The following is a 15,515-nucleotide window of genomic DNA, read 5'->3' on the forward strand; positions in this document are numbered from 1 at the left end:
CCATGGCCTCGGACAGAACCCCATCCGCGGACGAGCGGATCAAGGCTGAATCTCTTGCGACCAGACTGATGAAGCGTCCCGAACTGGGCGCGATGGGCGGCGTGGTGCTGGTCACCATCTTCTTTCTGATCACCGCAAGCCCGGCCATGTTCACGCTGCCCGGCATCATGAACTTCCTGACGCCCGCCGCGCAGCTGGGCATCCTGGGCATCGCTGCCGCCATGCTGATGATCGGCGGCGAGTTCGACCTGTCCATCGGCTCGATGGTGGCTTTTGCCGGGATGATCTTCGGCGTGCTGGTGGTCAACATGGGCCTGCCGCTGATCTTCGCGATTCCGCTGACCATGGGCTTTTCTGCCGCGATGGGGGCGCTGAACGGCGCCATCGTGATCCGCACCGGCCTGCCCAGCTTCATCGTAACGCTGGCCTTCCTGTTCATTTTGCGCGGCGCCTCGCTGGTCGGGCTGAAGATGTTCACCGGCGGCTCGACCCAGCTGCGCGGCGTGCGCGAGGCGGTGTCGGGCGACTGGCTGGCGCCAGTCTTCTCGGGCGACGCCTTCGGCGGGCTGTTTCGCTGGATGGCCGAGATGGGCTGGATCGGCAAGCTGCGCTCGGGCGCGCCGACGGTGCCGGGCGTCCCGGTCGAGATCCTGTGGTTCATCGCCTTCGCGCTGGTCGCCACCTGGGTGCTGCTGCGCACGCCCGCCGGCAACTGGATCTTCGCCACCGGCGGCGACCGGAACGCGGCGCAGAATTCCGGCGTGCCGGTCCGCCGCGTCAAGATCTCGCTCTTCATGCTGACCGCCTGCGCGGCGGCGCTGGTGGCGATCATCACCGTGATCGACTCGGGCTCGACCGATGCGCGGCGCGGCTTCATGAAGGAATTCGAGGCGATCATCACCGCGGTGATCGGCGGCTGCCTGCTGACCGGCGGCTACGGTTCCGCCATCGGCGCCTTCTTCGGCGCGATCATCTTCGGCATGGTCACGATCGGGCTGACCTATACCGGCTTCGACCAGGACTGGTTCCAGGTCTTCCTGGGCGGGATGCTGCTCCTGGCCGTGGTGTTCAACAACGCCATCCGCAAGCGCGTGACGGGGGAACGCTGAGATGTCCGAACCCATCATCCACATGGAAAACATCAAGAAGCATTTCGGCAATGTCATCGCCCTGAACGGCGTGACCTTCGACGTGCGGCCGGGCGAATGCCACTGCCTTCTGGGCGACAACGGCGCGGGCAAGTCGACCTTCATCAAGACCATGTCGGGCGTCCACAAGCCGACCGAGGGCACGATCACCTTCGAGGGCAAACCGATGTCCTTCGACAGCCCCCGCGACGCGATGGAGGCCGGGATCGCCACGGTGTTCCAGGACCTGGCCATGATCCCGCTGATGAGCGTGACGCGCAACTTCTTCATGGGGCGGGAGCCCACCAAGGGACGCGGCCCGTTCAAGCGCCTGGACCTGGAGGCCGCCAACCGCATCACCATGGAAGAGATGCGCCGCATGGGCATCAACCTGCGCGCCCCCGACCAGGCCGTGGGCACCCTGTCGGGCGGCGAGCGCCAGACCGTCGCCATCGCCCGCGCGGTCCATTTCGGCGCCAAGGTGCTGATCCTGGACGAGCCGACCAGCGCGCTTGGCGTGCGCCAGACCTCGAACGTGCTGGCCACCATCGCGCGGGTCCGCAGCCAGGGCGTCGGCGTGGTCTTCATCAGCCACAACGTCCGCCACGCGCTGGCGGTGGGCGACCGCTTCACGGTGCTCAATCGCGGCCAGACGCTGGGAACCGCGAAGAAGGGCGAGATCGACGCCACCGAATTGCAGGATCTGATGGCCGGGGGGCAGGAACTGGCGCAGCTGGAAAGCAGCCTCGGGGGGACGATCTGATGCCGGCCGGGCAGAGCATTGGCGTGGCGCTGATCGGCACCGGCTTCATGGGCAAGTGCCACGCGATGGCATGGCGCAATGTCGCCACGGTCTTCGGCGGCGCCCATCCCCGGCTGGAGATCCTGTGTGACACGCCCGAAGACAGGGCGCAGGCGATGGCCGCGCAGTTCGGTTTCACCCGCGCCAGCGCCGATTGGCAGGTGGCGCTGGCGGATCCGGCGGTGGACGTGGTCTCGATCACCACGCCGAACGGGCTGCATCGCCCGATGGCCGAGGCCGCCCTGCGCGCCGGCAAGCATGTCTGGCTGGAAAAGCCGATGGCGCTGACCCTGGATGACGCGCAGGCGATGGCCGACCTGGCCGCCGCCCATCCCGGCCAGGTGACGATGCTGGGCTACAACTACCTGCGCAGCCCGGCCTTTCAGGCCGCGCGGGCGATGATCGCCGATGGCGCCATCGGTCGGCCGCTGGTCTTCCGCGGCGTCTATGACGAGGATTATTCCGCCGATCCCGACCTGCCCTGGTCCTGGCGGATGACCCATGAGGGCGGCGGCCTTGGCGCGCTTGGCGACCTGGGCTGCCATCTGGTCAGCCAGATGGTCGCGCTGATGGGCCCGGTGGCCGAGGTCACGGCCATCACCCAGATCGCGGTGCCCACGCGGCCTTCGCCCGAGGGCCCGCGCGCGGTGGAAAACGAGGACAGCGCGCTGGCGCTGATCCGCTTTGCCTCGGGCGCACAGGGGTCGTTTGCGACCTCGCGCGTGGCGCGGGGCCGCAAGTGCCGGTTGCAATGGGAAGTTCATGGCAGCGGTGGCACGCTGGTCTTCGACCAGGAGAGCATGAACGAGCTGTGGGTCCATCGCGCGGACGAGCCGGGCTTCACCCGCCACCTGACCGGCCCGGGCCAGCCCGATTTCGCCGCCTTCTGCCCGGCACCGGGCCATAATTTCGGCTTCAACGAACAGAAGGTCGTGGAATGCCGCGACCTGGTCGCCGCCATCGGCGGTGCGCCCAATCCGGGGCCGGATTTCGCCGCAGGGTTGCAGATCGAGCGCATCATTCATGCCATGGCCGTCTCGCAGGGCAGGCCGGTGCGCGTGCAGGAGGATATCCATGAAGACGCTTGACGTTATCACGCTCGGCCGTTCGTCGGTTGATCTTTACGGCCAGCAGGTCGGGGGTCGGTTGGAGGACATGGGGTCGTTTGCGAAGTATGTGGGCGGGTCTCCGACGAATATCGCCTGCGGGGTTGCGCGGCTGGGGCTGCGGTCTGCGGTGATCACGAAGGTCGGGGACGAGCATATGGGCCGCTTCATCCGCGAGCAGCTGGCCCGCGAGGGCGTCGATGTGCGCGGCGTCGCCACCGATCCCGAGCGGCTGACGGCGCTGGTGCTCCTGGGCATCCGCGACGAGGACAGCTTCCCGCTGATCTTCTATCGCGAGAACTGCGCCGACATGGCGCTGAGCGTGGCGGATATCGACGAGGGCTTCATCGCCGAGGCGCGCTCGGTGCTGGCCACCGGGACGCATCTGAGCCATCCGCGCACCGAGGCGGCGGTGCTGAAGGCGCTGGACCTGGCGAGGAAGCATGGCGCGAAGACGGCGCTGGACATCGATTATCGCCCGAACCTCTGGGGCCTGGCCGGGCATGGCGCGGGCGAAAGCCGCTTTGTCGCAAGCGCCGCGGTGACCGCCAAGCTGCAATCGACGCTGCATCTTTTCGACCTGATCGTCGGCACCGAGGAGGAATTCCACATCGCCGGCGGCACGACCGACACCATCGCGGCGCTGCGCGCGGTGCGGGCGGTCAGCGATGCCACGCTGGTCTGCAAGCGCGGCGCGGCCGGCGCGGTGGCCTTCGAGGGCGCGATCGACGGCTGGGACAGCGGCCAGACCGGCCCCGGCTTCCCGATCGAGGTCTTCAACGTGCTGGGGGCGGGCGACGGGTTCTTTTCCGGGTTGCTGAAGGGCTGGCTGGACGGCGAGGGCTGGCCGCGCGCGCTGGAATATGCCAATGCCTGCGGGGCGTTTGCGGTCTCGCGCCATGGCTGCACCCCGGCCTATCCGTCGCTGGCGGAACTGGAGTTCTTCCTGGGGCGCGGCGTGCTGCGGCCGGACCTGCGCAACGACGCGGAACTGGAACAGATGCACTGGGCCACGACCCGCACGGGTCCGGGCGCCGGGGACTGGTCCACGCTGCGGGTCTTTGCCTTCGACCACCGCGCCCAGCTCGAGGAGATGGCGTGCTACAGCCTTGAGAAGGGCGGCGCCTTCAAGCAGCTTTGCCTGCGCGCGGCCTTGCGGGTGCAGGATGGCCGGCCCGGCTACGGCATCCTCTGCGACGACCGCATCGGGCGGCGGGCGCTGCATGCGGCCTCGGGGACCGGGCTGTGGATCGGGCGGCCCTGCGAAGACCCTGGCTCGCGGCCGCTGGAGCTGGAACCGGAACTGGGCCCGGATTGCGGCGGGCTGGCCGAATGGGCGCGCCAGGACGTGGTCAAGGTGCTGTGCTTCTGCCATCCCGAGGACGACGCGGAAACGCGCGCCGCCCAGGAGGCAACCGTCAAGCGCCTGTTCACGGCCGCGCGCCGCAACGGGCTGGAATTCCTGCTGGAGATCATCCCCTCGAAGGTCGGGCCGGTGGATGACGGGACCGCCGCGGCGCTGATCCGGCGGTTCTATGGCGCCGGGATCCGGCCCGACTGGTGGAAGCTGGAACCGATGACGACCGCGGCCGCCTGGCAGAATGCCATCGACGCCATCGAGGAACACGACCGCCACACCCGCGGCATCGTGGTGCTGGGGCTGGAGGCGCCCGAGGCGGAACTGGCCGCCAGCTTCAAGGTCGCGGCCGGGTTCCCGCTGGTGCGGGGCTTTGCCGTGGGCCGGACGATCTTCGGTGCGGTGGCGCGGGACTGGCTGGCGGGCCGCATCGGCGACGAGGAGGCGGTGCAGGAGATGGCGGCGCGTTATCAAAACCTGTGCGCGATCTGGGACGAGGCGCGCGCCGCCGGGCGGCAGGCGGCATGAGCGGGCTTTCATGCGCCGGGGCTTCGCCCCTCTTGGCCTGCGGCCAATTCACCCGAGGGTATTTGGAAAACGGAAAAGGACCGGCCTTGGTCCGGGAGGATAGGGGATGAGCGGCAACACGATCCGGCTGACGGCGGCGCAGGCGATGATGCGCTGGCTTTCCGTGCAGATGACCGAGGAGGGCGAACGGTTCATCGAGGGTTGCTGGGCGATCTTCGGCCATGGCAATGTCGCCGGCATCGGCGAGGCGCTGCACGGCATCGGCGCCGCCTTCCCGACCTGGCGCGGCCAGAACGAGCAGACCATGGCCCATGCCGCCATCGCCTATGCCAAGACCATGCGGCGCAGGCGGGCCATGGCGGTGACCTCCTCGATCGGGCCGGGGGCGACGAACATGGTCACGGCGGCGGCGCTGGCGCATGTCAACCGCCTGCCGGTGCTGTTCATTCCGGGCGATGTCTTTGCCAACCGCCGTCCCGACCCGGTGCTGCAGCAGATCGAGGATTTCGACGACGGCACGGTCAGCGCCAATGACTGCTTCCGCCCGGTCAGCCGCTATTTCGACCGCATCCAGCGCCCCGAGCAGCTGCTGACCGCCTTGCCCCGGGCGCTGCGGGTGATGACCGACCCGGCGAATTGCGGCCCGGTCACGCTGGCCTTCTGCCAGGACGTGCAGGCCGAGGCCTTCGATTACCCGGAACGCTTCTTCGAGCCGAAGATCTGGCGCATCCGCCGGCCCGAGCCCGACCCGGCCGAACTGGCCGAGGCGGTGCGCATGATCGCCGCCGCGAAGCGGCCGGTGATCGTCGCGGGCGGCGGGGTGCTTTATTCCGGCGCCGAGGCGGAGCTGGCGGATTTCGCGACCCGCCACGGCATCCCGGTGGTGGAAACCCAGGCCGGCAAGTCGGCGCTGTCCTGGGAGCATGAGCTGAACTTCGGCTCGCCCGGCGTGACCGGATCGGCCTGCGCGAACGAGCTGGCCGCGCGGGCCGACCTGGTGATCGGGCTCGGCACGCGGTTCCAGGATTTCACCACCGGCTCCTGGACGGTCTTCGCCGAGCCGGGGCGGCGGCTTTTGTCGATCAACCTGGCCGGTTACGACGCGCAGAAGCATGGCGCCACGCCGCTGGTCGGCGATGCCGGGGTGGCGTTGCAGCGGATCGGCGCGGCACTGGGCGACAGGCGCTTCGACTGGCACGATCCTGCCGCGCGGCGGGATTGGCATGAGGCGGTGGCCCGCGTGACCGCCGCGCCGGCGGAGGGCAATGCCCTGCCGACCGATGCGCAGGTGATCGGCGCGGTGCAGCGGGTGGCGCGCGCCAATACCGTGGCGATGTGCGCGGCCGGCACCATGCCCGGCGCGCTCCAGGTTCTGTGGCAGGCGGCGCCGGGCGGCTATCACATGGAATACGGCTATTCCTGCATGGGCTACGAGGTCGCGGGCGCCATGGGCATCAAGCTGGCCGCGCCGGATCGCGAGGTGATCTGCTTCGTCGGCGACGGCAGCTACATGATGGCCAACAGCGAGCTGGCGACGGCGGTGATGCGCCGCGTGCCCTTCACCGTGGTTCTGACCGACAATCGCGGCTATGGCTGCATCAACCGGTTGCAGATCGAATGCGGCGGGGCCGAGTTCAACAACATGTACAAGGACAGCAATGTCGCGGCGCAGCCCGAGATCGACTTCGTGGCCCATGCCGCCTCGATGGGCGCCCATGCCGAAAAGGCCGCCGGCATCGCCGAGCTGGAGGCCAGGATCGTCGCGGCGCGCGCCCGCGACATCCCGACGGTGATCGTGATCGACACCGATGCGGTGCCGGGGCTGGATGTGGGCGGGCACTGGTGGGACGTCGCGGTGCCCCAGGCCGGCGGGCCCGCGCGGCTTGAACAGGCCCGCGCGCGCTACGACGCCAACGCGGCAAAGCAACGCATCTTCGACTGAGGAACAGCCATGATCCGCTATGGAACCAATCCCATCGCCTGGGCCAATGACGACGACCCGTCGATCGGCGCCCACATCCCGACCGAGCAGATCCTGCACGAGGCGGGCGAGGTCATCGGCTTCGACGGCATCGAGAACGGCCATCGCTGGCCCTCGGACCCGCAGGCGCTCAAGGAGCTCCTGGGCCGCTACGGGCTGAAATTCGTCTCGGGCTGGTATTCGACCGCGCTGCTGACCCGCTCGGTCGAGGCGGAGATCGCGGCGGTGCAGGAGCATCTGGCCAAGCTCAGGGCCAATGGCTGCAAGGTCTGCATCGCCTGCGAATGTTCGAACACCGTGCATGGCCGGCCCGACATGCCGGTCAATGCCCGGCCGCGCCTGACGCCCGCGGAAATGGCCGAGTTCGGCCGCAGGATGGAGGCATTCGCGGCTTATCTGGCCGGGCAGGGCATCACCCTGGCCTATCACCACCACATGGGCACCGTGGTCGAGAGCCCCGAGGAGATCGACGCCTTCATGGCCGCGACCGGGCCGGCGACGCATCTGCTGTTCGATGCCGGGCATTGCACCTTCGGCGGCGGCGATCCCGAGACGGTGCTGAGAAAGCATGTCGGCCGGGTGGCGCATTTCCACGCCAAGAACATCCGCCGCGCCGTGACCGAGGAGGTGCGCGCCCGGGACATGAGCTTCCTGCAGGGCGTGCTGGCCGGGGCCTTTACCGTGCCCGGCGATCCCGAGGGCGCCATCGACTTCCAGCCGCTGCTGAAGATCCTGGCCGAGGCCGGCTATGACGGCTGGCTGGTGATCGAGGCCGAGCAGGATCCTGGCCGATATAACCCGCTGGAATACCAGTCCCTCGGCCTGAAGTCGCTGAAGGCGGCGGCGCGCGCCGCGGGCCTCGACAGGGGCTGATCCCGTGCTGGTCGATCCCCGCCACCCGTTCTTTCGCCCGCTCCGGGTCCGTGTCCTCTGCGTCCTGCTGCCGCTCGCCTGGGCGGGGTTCGAGGCCGCCAGCGGCTCGGCCTTCTGGGCGATCCTGTTCGGCGCGGCGGGGGCCTATCTTTTCGTGATGCTTTTCCTGAACCGCAAGGAGGACCGATGAGCCTGCTCCGCCGCCCCTTCGGCACCCATGGCAAGGTGCATGAGATCACCCCGCAATCCGCCGGCTGGCGCTATGTCGGCTTCTCGCTCTACCGGCTGCGGGCCGGGGAAACTGCCGCCGAGGCGACCGGGGATCGCGAGGTCGTCCTGGTCATGGTCGAGGGCAAGGCCAGGATCCGGGCCGCCGGGCAGGACTGGGGCGTGCTGGGCGAGCGCATGGATGTCTTCGAGAAGACGCCGCCGCATTGCCTCTATGTCCCGAACGGTGAAGGCTGGGAGGCGGTGACCGAGACCGATTGCACCATCGCGGTCTGCTCGGCCCCCGGCCGGGGCGGGCACGCGGCGCGGCGCATCGGCCCCGAGGGCATCGCGCTGACCCAGCGCGGCGAGGGCAGCAACACCCGCTTCATCAACAACATCGCCATGGAGGCCGAGGATTTCTGCGACTCGCTGCTGGTCACCGAGGTCTTCACCCCTGCCGGGCATTGGTCGAGCTATCCCAGCCACCGCCATGACGAGGACGATTTCCCCCGCATCACCTATCTGGAGGAGACCTATTACCACCGCCTGAACCCTAGGGATGGCTGGGCGGTGCAGCGGGTCTATACCGATGACGGGTCGCTGGACGAGACAATGGCGGTGAAGGATGGCGATGTGGTGCTGGTCCCCCGCGGCCACCACCCCTGCGGCGCCCCCCACGGTTTCGAGCTCTACTACCTCAACGTCATGGCCGGGCCGCGCCGGGCCTGGCGATTCCTCCCCGCGCCAGAGGTCGAGCACATGATGCCGAGATAATCTCGCCGGGAAGCGGCGGGCGTCGGGGCATATTCTGAAATGACATGCCAATGCGCCGGCTTTGGCCCGGTACAACGGCACGGACAAGATTGCCGCCAAGGACGACGGTGCGTCAAAGGAGGGCAAGTGGTGCAAAGACGGGATGAAATGGCGTCCTCCTGACCCTCCAGCAGGAGCCTGCTGACGAAGAGATGCGAATCAGCTGCTCCGGCCCGCACGCTCTGCACGACGAGGGCAGAAGCCCGCCAAGCTCTCTGCAGTGATGAAATCGAGGCGCTGTAGGCTCCGCCAAATGAGGGCCGCACCCGATCCTGGTCGAGCATAGGTAGCCGGCTGACCGGTTCGGCAGATCTTTTCCAGATCGAATATCCTGTGGCAGCGCCCTGCCAAGTACGCCTTCTGGCAAAGCAATCCCGCGCTCATACGGAGGCTCCTGTGCTCATGGGCAAAGCTCGCAGGAGGATTGAACGGCCAGCAAACTCTAAGTATTCAAGTTGTCGACGTTGCTTGACGGCATTTTCAGGAGTTGCGCCATGGCCGAGACAGAGACCTTTCCCGAGCGCAGGCGCGGATCGGGCGTCAAGCTGGTCTATGACTCGCTGCGCGACGAAATCCTGGATCTGGTCCTGCCGCCGGGCAGCCCCATCGACGAAGTGCAGCTGGCCGAACGCTTCGGCATGTCCCGGACGCCGATCCGCGAGGCCCTGGTGCGGCTGGCGGGCGAGGGGCTGGTCGAGACGCTGCCGAACCGCTCGACCATGGTCGCCAATATCGACTTTCTCAACATGCACACGTTCTTCGACGCCCTGACGCTGATGTATCGCGTGACCACCAGGTTGGCGGCAAGCCATCACCAGCCCGCCGATCTGGAAATCATCCGCGAGCATCAGGCCAGGTTCACCGCCGCGGTCGAGGCGCAGGACGCGCTGGCGATGATCGCCTCCAATCGCGACCTGCATGCGGCCATCGCCGAGGCCGGCCGCAATCCCTATTACACCGGCCTGTTCCTGCGCCTCCTGGACGAAGGGCGCCGGCTTTTGCGACTGTATTACCAGTCGTTCAACGACCGCCTGCCGCGCGAATATGTCGATGAGCACGAAGCGATGATCGCGGCGATCGCGGCACGGGATGTCGAGCTGTGCGACCGGCTGGCAAAGGCGCATGCGGACCAGATCGTCCGCCAGATCCAGCAGTTCCTGGCCCGCGACCAGCGACAATCCTTGCCGCTGTAGGCGCCACGTCGATTCTTTGTCGACAAATAAAATGCAAAGACTAAAATGGTGGTTGAGAGAATCAGCCATCCCGCCCCTGCGCGACAGAAGGAGCCATCATCGATGAACACCCAGATCTTCACCGGCGTCATTCCCGCCCTGATGACACCCTGCACCGCCGACCGCCGGCCCGATTACGACGCCCTGGTGCGCAAGGGGCAGGAACTGATCGCGGCGGGAATGTCGGCGGTGGTCTATTGTGGCTCGATGGGCGACTGGCCGCTTCTGACCGATGCGCAGCGGATGGAGGGGGTGGAACGGCTGGTCAAGGCCGGGCTGCCGGTGATCGTGGGAACGGGGGCGGTGAACTCGGCCCTGGCCGTGGCCCATGCCGCCCATGCGCAGAAGGTCGGCGCGGCAGGGCTGATGGTCATTCCCCGGGTGCTGTCGCGTGGTGCCTCGGCCACGGCGCAGCGCCACCATTTCAAGGCGATCCTGGCGGCTGCGCCCGACCTGCCCGCGGTGATCTACAACAGCCCCTATTACGGGTTCGAGACCAAGGCGGACCTGTTCTTCGCGCTGCGTGCCGAGCATCCGAACCTTGTCGGCTTCAAGGAATTCGGCGGCGCCAAGGCGATGAGCTATGCCGCCGAGCACATCACCAGCGCCGATGAAAGCGTGATCCTGATGGCCGGGGTCGATACCGGCGTCTATCACGGCTACGTCAAATGCGGCGCCACCGGCACGATCACCGGCATCGGCAATGTCATCCCCAAGGAAATCCTGCATTTCGTCGCGCTGTCGAAGGCGGCGGCCGCCGGTGATGTGGACGCGCGGCAGCGCGCGCAGGAACTGGGCGAGGCGCTGGAGGTGCTGTCCTCCTGGGACGAGGGGACCGACCTGGTGCTGTATTACAAGCACATGATGGTCCTGCAGGGCGAGGCGGAATACCGCCTGCACTTCAATGAAACCGACGAGCTGACCCCCAGCCAGCGGGTCTGGGCCGAAAAGCAGTTCGACCAGTTCAAGACCTGGTATGCGGAATGGAGCAAGCAGCCGGGCGCGGTGCAGAAATACGCCGCCTGACCGCCGCGGCCCGAGGCCCTTCCGGTAGCGGAAGGGCCTTTTCCTTTCGCCTCAGGCGACCGCGTCTAGGCCCAGTTCGAGCAGGCGGTCAAGCTGCGCGACCTCTGCCCCGGTCAGGGCGATCCCCTCTGCCAGCGCCTTTTGCCGCGCGGCGAACCGGCGTTGCGAGGGCAGGCGGGCGCCCTGGCCCTGGATCGCCGCGAACAGCAGCTCGGCCCGCGCGAACGGATCGCCTTCGCGGCCGGCCGCGAATTTCTCGGGCGACAGGGCCAGGATCAGCTCTCCGTGAAAGGGTGCAAGCGTCGTGGTGCCCAGGAAATCCAGAACCTCGGGGCTGGTCAGATCGCCGATCATGACGCCCGCGAGCAGTTCGATCATCGTGCCGATGGCCGATCCCTTGTGCCCGCCAAAGGGCAGCATGGCGCCGGCCAGCGCCGCCTCGGGATCGGTGGTGGGCTGGCCCGATGCGTCCATCGCCCAGCCCTCGGGCAAGGGCTTGCCGGCGCGCCGGTGCAGTTCGATCTCGCCCCGGGCCGCGACCGAGGTCGCGAAGTCGAAGACATAGGGCTCGCGCCCCTGCCGCGGCCAGCCGAAGGCGAAGGGATTGGTGCCCAGCAGGGGCCGCGTGCCGCCGGCCGGCGCCACGGTCGCATAGCTGGGGCACATCACCATCGCGGCAAGGCCGTGATCCGCGACCGCCTCGATCTCGGGCCACAGGGCGGCGAAATGGGTACAGTCATTGATCACCAGCGCCGCCAGTCCCAATTGCTTCGCACGATCCGCCAGGACGGGCAGGCCAAGCTCGAAGGCGGGGTTGGAGAAGCCACCCTGCGCGTTGACCCGCACGACGGCCCCGTCGCTGCCCGGATCGAGTTCCGGCTTGGCCGTGCCTTGGACCTTGCCGGCCTTCAGCGTGCGCAGGACGCCTTCGATCCGATAGATGCCATGCGACTTGCACCCGTCCCGCTCTCCGGCCGCGATCACGCGCGAAAGCGAGGCAGCCTGGACCGTGTTCATCCCGGCCTGCCGGAAAATCCTTTCGATGCGCTCCCGCAGGGCCTCGAAGGTCAGTGTCTGTTCCATGATTTTCCTCTCTGGCACGGCGGTTCATCCGCGATTGACTTCTTGCATACATGTAATATACAAAAATTCAAAGGCGGTTGAGGCCCATCCGGGACCGGGCCCCTGCCGGTGATTTTGAAAGGAAGGATCGGCGATGGTCTTCACCCCCCACGGCAAGCACCTGATCGGTGGCGACTGGGTCGCCGGCGAGCAGCGTTTCGCCAGCGCCCCGGCGCATGGCCCCTCGCATGCGTTTTCGGCCGGCACGGTCACACTGGTGAACCGGGCCTGCGAGGCGGCCGAGGATGCCTTCTGGTCCTTCGGCCAGGCCCCGCGCGAGGAACGGGCGGCGCTGCTGGAGGCCATCGCCGACGAGATCGAGGCCCGCGCCGAGGCGATCACCGAGATCGGCTGCCAGGAAACCGGCCTGCCCGAGGCGCGGCTTGAGGGCGAGCGCGGCCGCACCGTGGGCCAGCTGCGGCTCTTTGCCGCGCATATCCGCAAGGGCGATTACCTCGACCGCCGCCACGACCCGGCGCTGCCCGACCGCCAGCCGCTGCCGCGGCCCGACATCCGCATGGTGCAGCGGCCCATCGGCCCGGTCGCGGTCTTCGGCGCCTCGAACTTCCCGCTGGCCTTTTCCACGGCGGGCGGCGACACCGCCGCCGCGCTCGCGGCCGGCTGCCCGGTGGTGGTCAAGGGCCACAGCGCCCATCCCGGCACCGGCGAGATCGTCGCCGAGGCCATCCATGCCGCCATCGCAAGGACCGGCACGCATCCGGGCGTCTTCAGCCTGGTGCAGGGCGGCGACCGCAAGGTGGGCGAGGCGCTGGTCCGGCATCCGCTGATCAAGGCGGTCGGCTTCACCGGCTCCCTCGCCGGGGGCCGGGCGCTGTTCGACCTCTGCGCCGCGCGCCCCGAGCCGATCCCGTTCTTCGGCGAGCTGGGATCCGTGAACCCGATGTTCCTGCTGCCCGCCGCGCTGGCCGCGCGCGCCGAACAGATCGGCAGCGGCTGGGCGGGATCCTTGACCATGGGGGCCGGGCAGTTCTGCACCAATCCCGGCATCGCGGTGGTCCTGGACGGGGCGGATGCCGACCGCTTCGCCGCGGCCGCCAGGACCGCCTTGGAACAGGTCGGCCCGCAGGTGATGCTGACCGAGGGCATCGCCCGCGCCTATCGCGACGGCCAGGCGCGCTTCGAGGCGCGCAATGCGGTGACGCCGCTGCTTTCCACCGAAAGCCGGGGCCGCGAGGCCAGCCCGAACCTCTACGAGACCACGGGCGCGGCCTGGCTGCAGGACCACGCGCTTGGCGAGGAGGTGTTCGGCCCGCTCGGCCTGGTGGTGCGGGTGCGCGACCTGGAGGAGATGCGGCGCCTGGCGCGCGGCTTCGAGGGGCAGCTGACCGCGACGCTTCACATGGACGAGGCCGACCTGCCGGCGGCGCGCGGGCTTTTGCCGGTGCTGGAGCGCAAGGCGGGGCGGGTGCTGGTCAACGGCTTCCCGACCGGCGTCGAGGTTTGCGACGCCATGGTCCACGGCGGCCCCTATCCGGCCAGCACCAATTTCGGCGCCACCTCGGTCGGCACCATGGCCATCCGCCGCTTCCTGCGCCCCGTCAGCTACCAGAACTTCCCAAAAGGGCTGCTGCCCGAGGAGCTGCAATGAGCCATCCTGTGCTGCCACGACTGTGGAGCGCGACATGATTTATTCCTGGTGTCCAACTCCGCCGCAGAAAACCTCGTTCGCATACAAGTTGTATTTTTTGTTTGCTTGGCTGCGATGTCGAGTCGAATATCAGGAATATGGAATCGGCCGGAAAGGCCGGCACGACCAACAAGGGAGAAATATGATGAAACTTTCGACGCTTGCGCTCGGCCTCGCGGCGGCTGCCGCCTTTGTCGTCCCCGCCCATGCGGACAAGCTGGATGACATCATCGCCTCGGGTACCCTGCGCTGCGCGGTCGTGCTGGATTTCCCGCCCATGGGGATGCGCGACGAAAGCAACACCCCGATCGGCTTCGACGTCGATTATTGCAACGACCTGGCCGCCGCGCTTGGCGTGAAGGCCGAGATCGTCGAAACGCCCTTTCCCGAGCGGATTCCGGCGCTGATGTCGGGCCGGGTCGATGTCGGCGTCGCCTCGACCTCGGACACGCTGGAACGCGCCAAGACGGTCGGCATGTCGATCCCCTATTACGCCTTCGAGAACGCCGTGGTCGCCAACAACAATGTCGAGATGGCCAGCTGGGAGGACATGAAGGGCAAGACGGTCGGCGCGACCGCCGGCACCTACGAGGCGATCTGGCTGGAAGGCAAGGTGAAGGAATGGGGCGAAGGCACCTTCCGCCCCTACCAGACCCAGGCGGACGTGTTCCTGGCGCTGAGCCAGGGGCAGCTCGACGCCACCGTCTCGACCGTCGAGGTCGCCAATGCCAATGTGAATTCGGGCAACTTCCCCGGCATCAAGATCGTCGACAAGGCGCCCATGGTGCCGGACTATGTCTCGCTGTTCACGCTGCGCGAGGAATACGGGCTGATCAACTATCTGAACCTGTTCATCAACCAGCAGGTCCGCACCGGCCGCTATGCCGAACTCTACGAGAAATGGATCGGCGAGGGGGAACCGGCCGATCTGTCCATTCAGGGCGTCTATCGCTGACACCACAGTCCTCGGGGTGGCGCGGTCGCCGCACCGCCCCGTTGCGTTCCGGCACCGGCGGAGACGGCCATGTTCAACTATACCTTCCAATGGAAGCAGGCGATGGCGCGGCTTCCGCAGATGCTGGATGGCGCCCTTGTCACCATGCAGGTGGCGATCCTGTCGATGGTGCTGGGCATCCTGCTGGCGATCATCCTGACCATGTTCCGCCTGTCGGGCATCCGCATCCTGTCCGCCGTCGCCAAGACCTGGGTCGAGATCGCGCGCAACACCCCGGCGCTGTTCCAGATCTACATGGCGCATTTCGGGCTGGGCAGCTTCGGCCTGCATCTGAGCCCGTTCCTGTCGATCCTGCTCGGCATCACCTTCAACAATGCCGGCTACCTGACCGAGAATTTCCGCGGCGCGCTGAAGGCCATACCCGATACGCAGACCCGCGCCGCCCGGTCGTTGGGCCTGGGGGCGGTGGGGGCGTTCCGTCATGTCGTGCTGCCGCAGATGCTGCGCATCTCGTTCCTGCCGATGACGAACCAGATGGTCTGGGCGATCCTGATGACCTCGCTGGGCGTCACCGTGGGGATGAATACCGACCTTTACGGCGTCACCCAGGATCTGAACGCGCTGACCTTCCGCACGTTCGAACTGTTCGCCCTGGCCGCGGTGATCTTCTATGTCATCACCAAGATCGTCACCCTTGGCGCGCGGCTGATCGCCGCCCGGCTGTTCCGGTATTGA

14 protein-coding genes are annotated in these 15,515 nt (G+C 67.7%); 13 read left to right on the forward strand and 1 reads right to left on the reverse strand.

Translation table 11 applies throughout. The features are described 5' to 3' along the window. Positions 1-2: 2 nt before the first annotated feature. From ESD82_RS08995 to ESD82_RS09040, 10 genes are all read left to right on the forward strand, one after another. On the forward strand, positions 3-1,109 hold the full coding sequence (locus tag ESD82_RS08995) for an ABC transporter permease (protein ID WP_147429312.1): 1,107 nt from the start codon (positions 3-5) through the stop codon (positions 1,107-1,109). Between the two features lies 1 nt (position 1,110). Beyond that, positions 1,111-1,890, forward strand: a complete 780-nt coding sequence (locus tag ESD82_RS09000; protein WP_147429311.1) for an ATP-binding cassette domain-containing protein — start codon at positions 1,111-1,113, stop codon at positions 1,888-1,890. Next, complete coding sequence (locus ESD82_RS09005; RefSeq protein ID WP_147429310.1) at positions 1,890-3,017, forward strand: Gfo/Idh/MocA family protein; 1,128 nt, start codon at positions 1,890-1,892, stop codon at positions 3,015-3,017. The genes ESD82_RS09000 and ESD82_RS09005 overlap by 1 nt, the downstream gene beginning before the upstream one ends. Continuing rightward, positions 3,004-4,920: a bifunctional 5-dehydro-2-deoxygluconokinase/5-dehydro-2-deoxyphosphogluconate aldolase gene (locus ESD82_RS09010; protein ID WP_147429309.1), complete on the forward strand. Its 1,917-nt coding sequence runs from the start codon at positions 3,004-3,006 to the stop codon at positions 4,918-4,920. The genes ESD82_RS09005 and ESD82_RS09010 overlap by 14 nt, the downstream gene beginning before the upstream one ends. Before the next feature lie 106 nt (positions 4,921-5,026). Beyond that, positions 5,027-6,862 (forward strand): 3D-(3,5/4)-trihydroxycyclohexane-1,2-dione acylhydrolase (decyclizing), encoded by a 1,836-nt coding sequence (iolD, locus tag ESD82_RS09015; protein ID WP_147429308.1) that lies wholly within the window; start codon positions 5,027-5,029, stop codon positions 6,860-6,862. A 9-nt stretch (positions 6,863-6,871) separates the two neighbouring features. After that, positions 6,872-7,774, forward strand: coding sequence for a myo-inosose-2 dehydratase (gene iolE / locus ESD82_RS09020; RefSeq protein ID WP_147429307.1), 903 nt, complete (start codon positions 6,872-6,874; stop codon positions 7,772-7,774). A gap of 4 nt (positions 7,775-7,778) precedes the next feature. Then, complete coding sequence (locus ESD82_RS09025) at positions 7,779-7,964, forward strand: hypothetical protein (RefSeq protein ID WP_024844597.1); 186 nt, start codon at positions 7,779-7,781, stop codon at positions 7,962-7,964. After that, a complete protein-coding gene (gene iolB, locus ESD82_RS09030; protein ID WP_028710536.1) occupies positions 7,961-8,758 on the forward strand; it encodes a 5-deoxy-glucuronate isomerase in 798 nt (265 codons plus the stop codon). The genes ESD82_RS09025 and iolB overlap by 4 nt, the downstream gene beginning before the upstream one ends. 533 nt (positions 8,759-9,291) lie before the next feature. Beyond that, the gene (locus ESD82_RS09035) at positions 9,292-9,990 is read left to right on the forward strand and encodes a GntR family transcriptional regulator (RefSeq protein ID WP_028710535.1); all 699 of its coding nucleotides are present in this window, start codon (positions 9,292-9,294) and stop codon (positions 9,988-9,990) included. Positions 9,991-10,092: 102 nt separating this feature from the next. Continuing rightward, positions 10,093-11,055 carry a dihydrodipicolinate synthase family protein gene (locus ESD82_RS09040; protein ID WP_024844599.1) on the forward strand — a complete coding sequence of 321 codons (963 nt, stop codon included), beginning with the start codon at positions 10,093-10,095 and terminating at the stop codon, positions 11,053-11,055. A 51-nt stretch (positions 11,056-11,106) separates the two neighbouring features. Here the strand turns inward: ESD82_RS09040 and ESD82_RS09045 are convergent, their stop codons facing one another. Then, entirely contained in the window at positions 11,107-12,138 is a 1,032-nt protein-coding gene (locus ESD82_RS09045) for an Ldh family oxidoreductase (protein WP_147429306.1), read from the reverse strand. 133 nt (positions 12,139-12,271) lie between these two features. Here ESD82_RS09045 and ESD82_RS09050 point away from each other — a divergent pair, with 133 nt between their 5' ends. From ESD82_RS09050 to ESD82_RS09060, 3 genes are all read left to right on the forward strand, one after another. Next, positions 12,272-13,786: an aldehyde dehydrogenase (NADP(+)) gene (locus tag ESD82_RS09050; protein ID WP_147429305.1), complete on the forward strand. Its 1,515-nt coding sequence runs from the start codon at positions 12,272-12,274 to the stop codon at positions 13,784-13,786. A 184-nt stretch (positions 13,787-13,970) separates the two neighbouring features. Beyond that, entirely contained in the window at positions 13,971-14,780 is an 810-nt protein-coding gene (locus tag ESD82_RS09055; protein ID WP_024844602.1) for an ABC transporter substrate-binding protein, read from the forward strand. 69 nt (positions 14,781-14,849) lie between these two features. Next, the gene (locus ESD82_RS09060; protein ID WP_024844603.1) at positions 14,850-15,515 is read left to right on the forward strand and encodes an amino acid ABC transporter permease; all 666 of its coding nucleotides are present in this window, start codon (positions 14,850-14,852) and stop codon (positions 15,513-15,515) included.

It is taken from the genome of Paracoccus pantotrophus (assembly GCF_008824185.1).
GTDB classification, from domain to species: domain Bacteria; phylum Pseudomonadota; class Alphaproteobacteria; order Rhodobacterales; family Rhodobacteraceae; genus Paracoccus; species Paracoccus pantotrophus.

Coding starts and splice junctions, on each gene's coding strand:
- ESD82_RS08995 (WP_147429312.1), top strand. CDS start 3: ATGGCCTCGGACAGAACCCCATCCGCGGACGAGCGGATCAAGGCTGAA.
- ESD82_RS09000 (WP_147429311.1), top strand. CDS start 1,111: ATGTCCGAACCCATCATCCACATGGAAAACATCAAGAAGCATTTCGGC.
- ESD82_RS09005 (WP_147429310.1), top strand. CDS start 1,890: ATGCCGGCCGGGCAGAGCATTGGCGTGGCGCTGATCGGCACCGGCTTC.
- ESD82_RS09010 (WP_147429309.1), top strand. CDS start 3,004: ATGAAGACGCTTGACGTTATCACGCTCGGCCGTTCGTCGGTTGATCTT.
- iolD (WP_147429308.1), top strand. CDS start 5,027: ATGAGCGGCAACACGATCCGGCTGACGGCGGCGCAGGCGATGATGCGC.
- iolE (WP_147429307.1), top strand. CDS start 6,872: ATGATCCGCTATGGAACCAATCCCATCGCCTGGGCCAATGACGACGAC.
- iolB (WP_028710536.1), top strand. CDS start 7,961: ATGAGCCTGCTCCGCCGCCCCTTCGGCACCCATGGCAAGGTGCATGAG.
- ESD82_RS09035 (WP_028710535.1), top strand. CDS start 9,292: ATGGCCGAGACAGAGACCTTTCCCGAGCGCAGGCGCGGATCGGGCGTC.
- ESD82_RS09040 (WP_024844599.1), top strand. CDS start 10,093: ATGAACACCCAGATCTTCACCGGCGTCATTCCCGCCCTGATGACACCC.
- ESD82_RS09045 (WP_147429306.1), bottom strand. CDS start 12,138: ATGGAACAGACACTGACCTTCGAGGCCCTGCGGGAGCGCATCGAAAGG.
- ESD82_RS09050 (WP_147429305.1), top strand. CDS start 12,272: ATGGTCTTCACCCCCCACGGCAAGCACCTGATCGGTGGCGACTGGGTC.
- ESD82_RS09055 (WP_024844602.1), top strand. CDS start 13,971: ATGAAACTTTCGACGCTTGCGCTCGGCCTCGCGGCGGCTGCCGCCTTT.
- ESD82_RS09060 (WP_024844603.1), top strand. CDS start 14,850: ATGTTCAACTATACCTTCCAATGGAAGCAGGCGATGGCGCGGCTTCCG.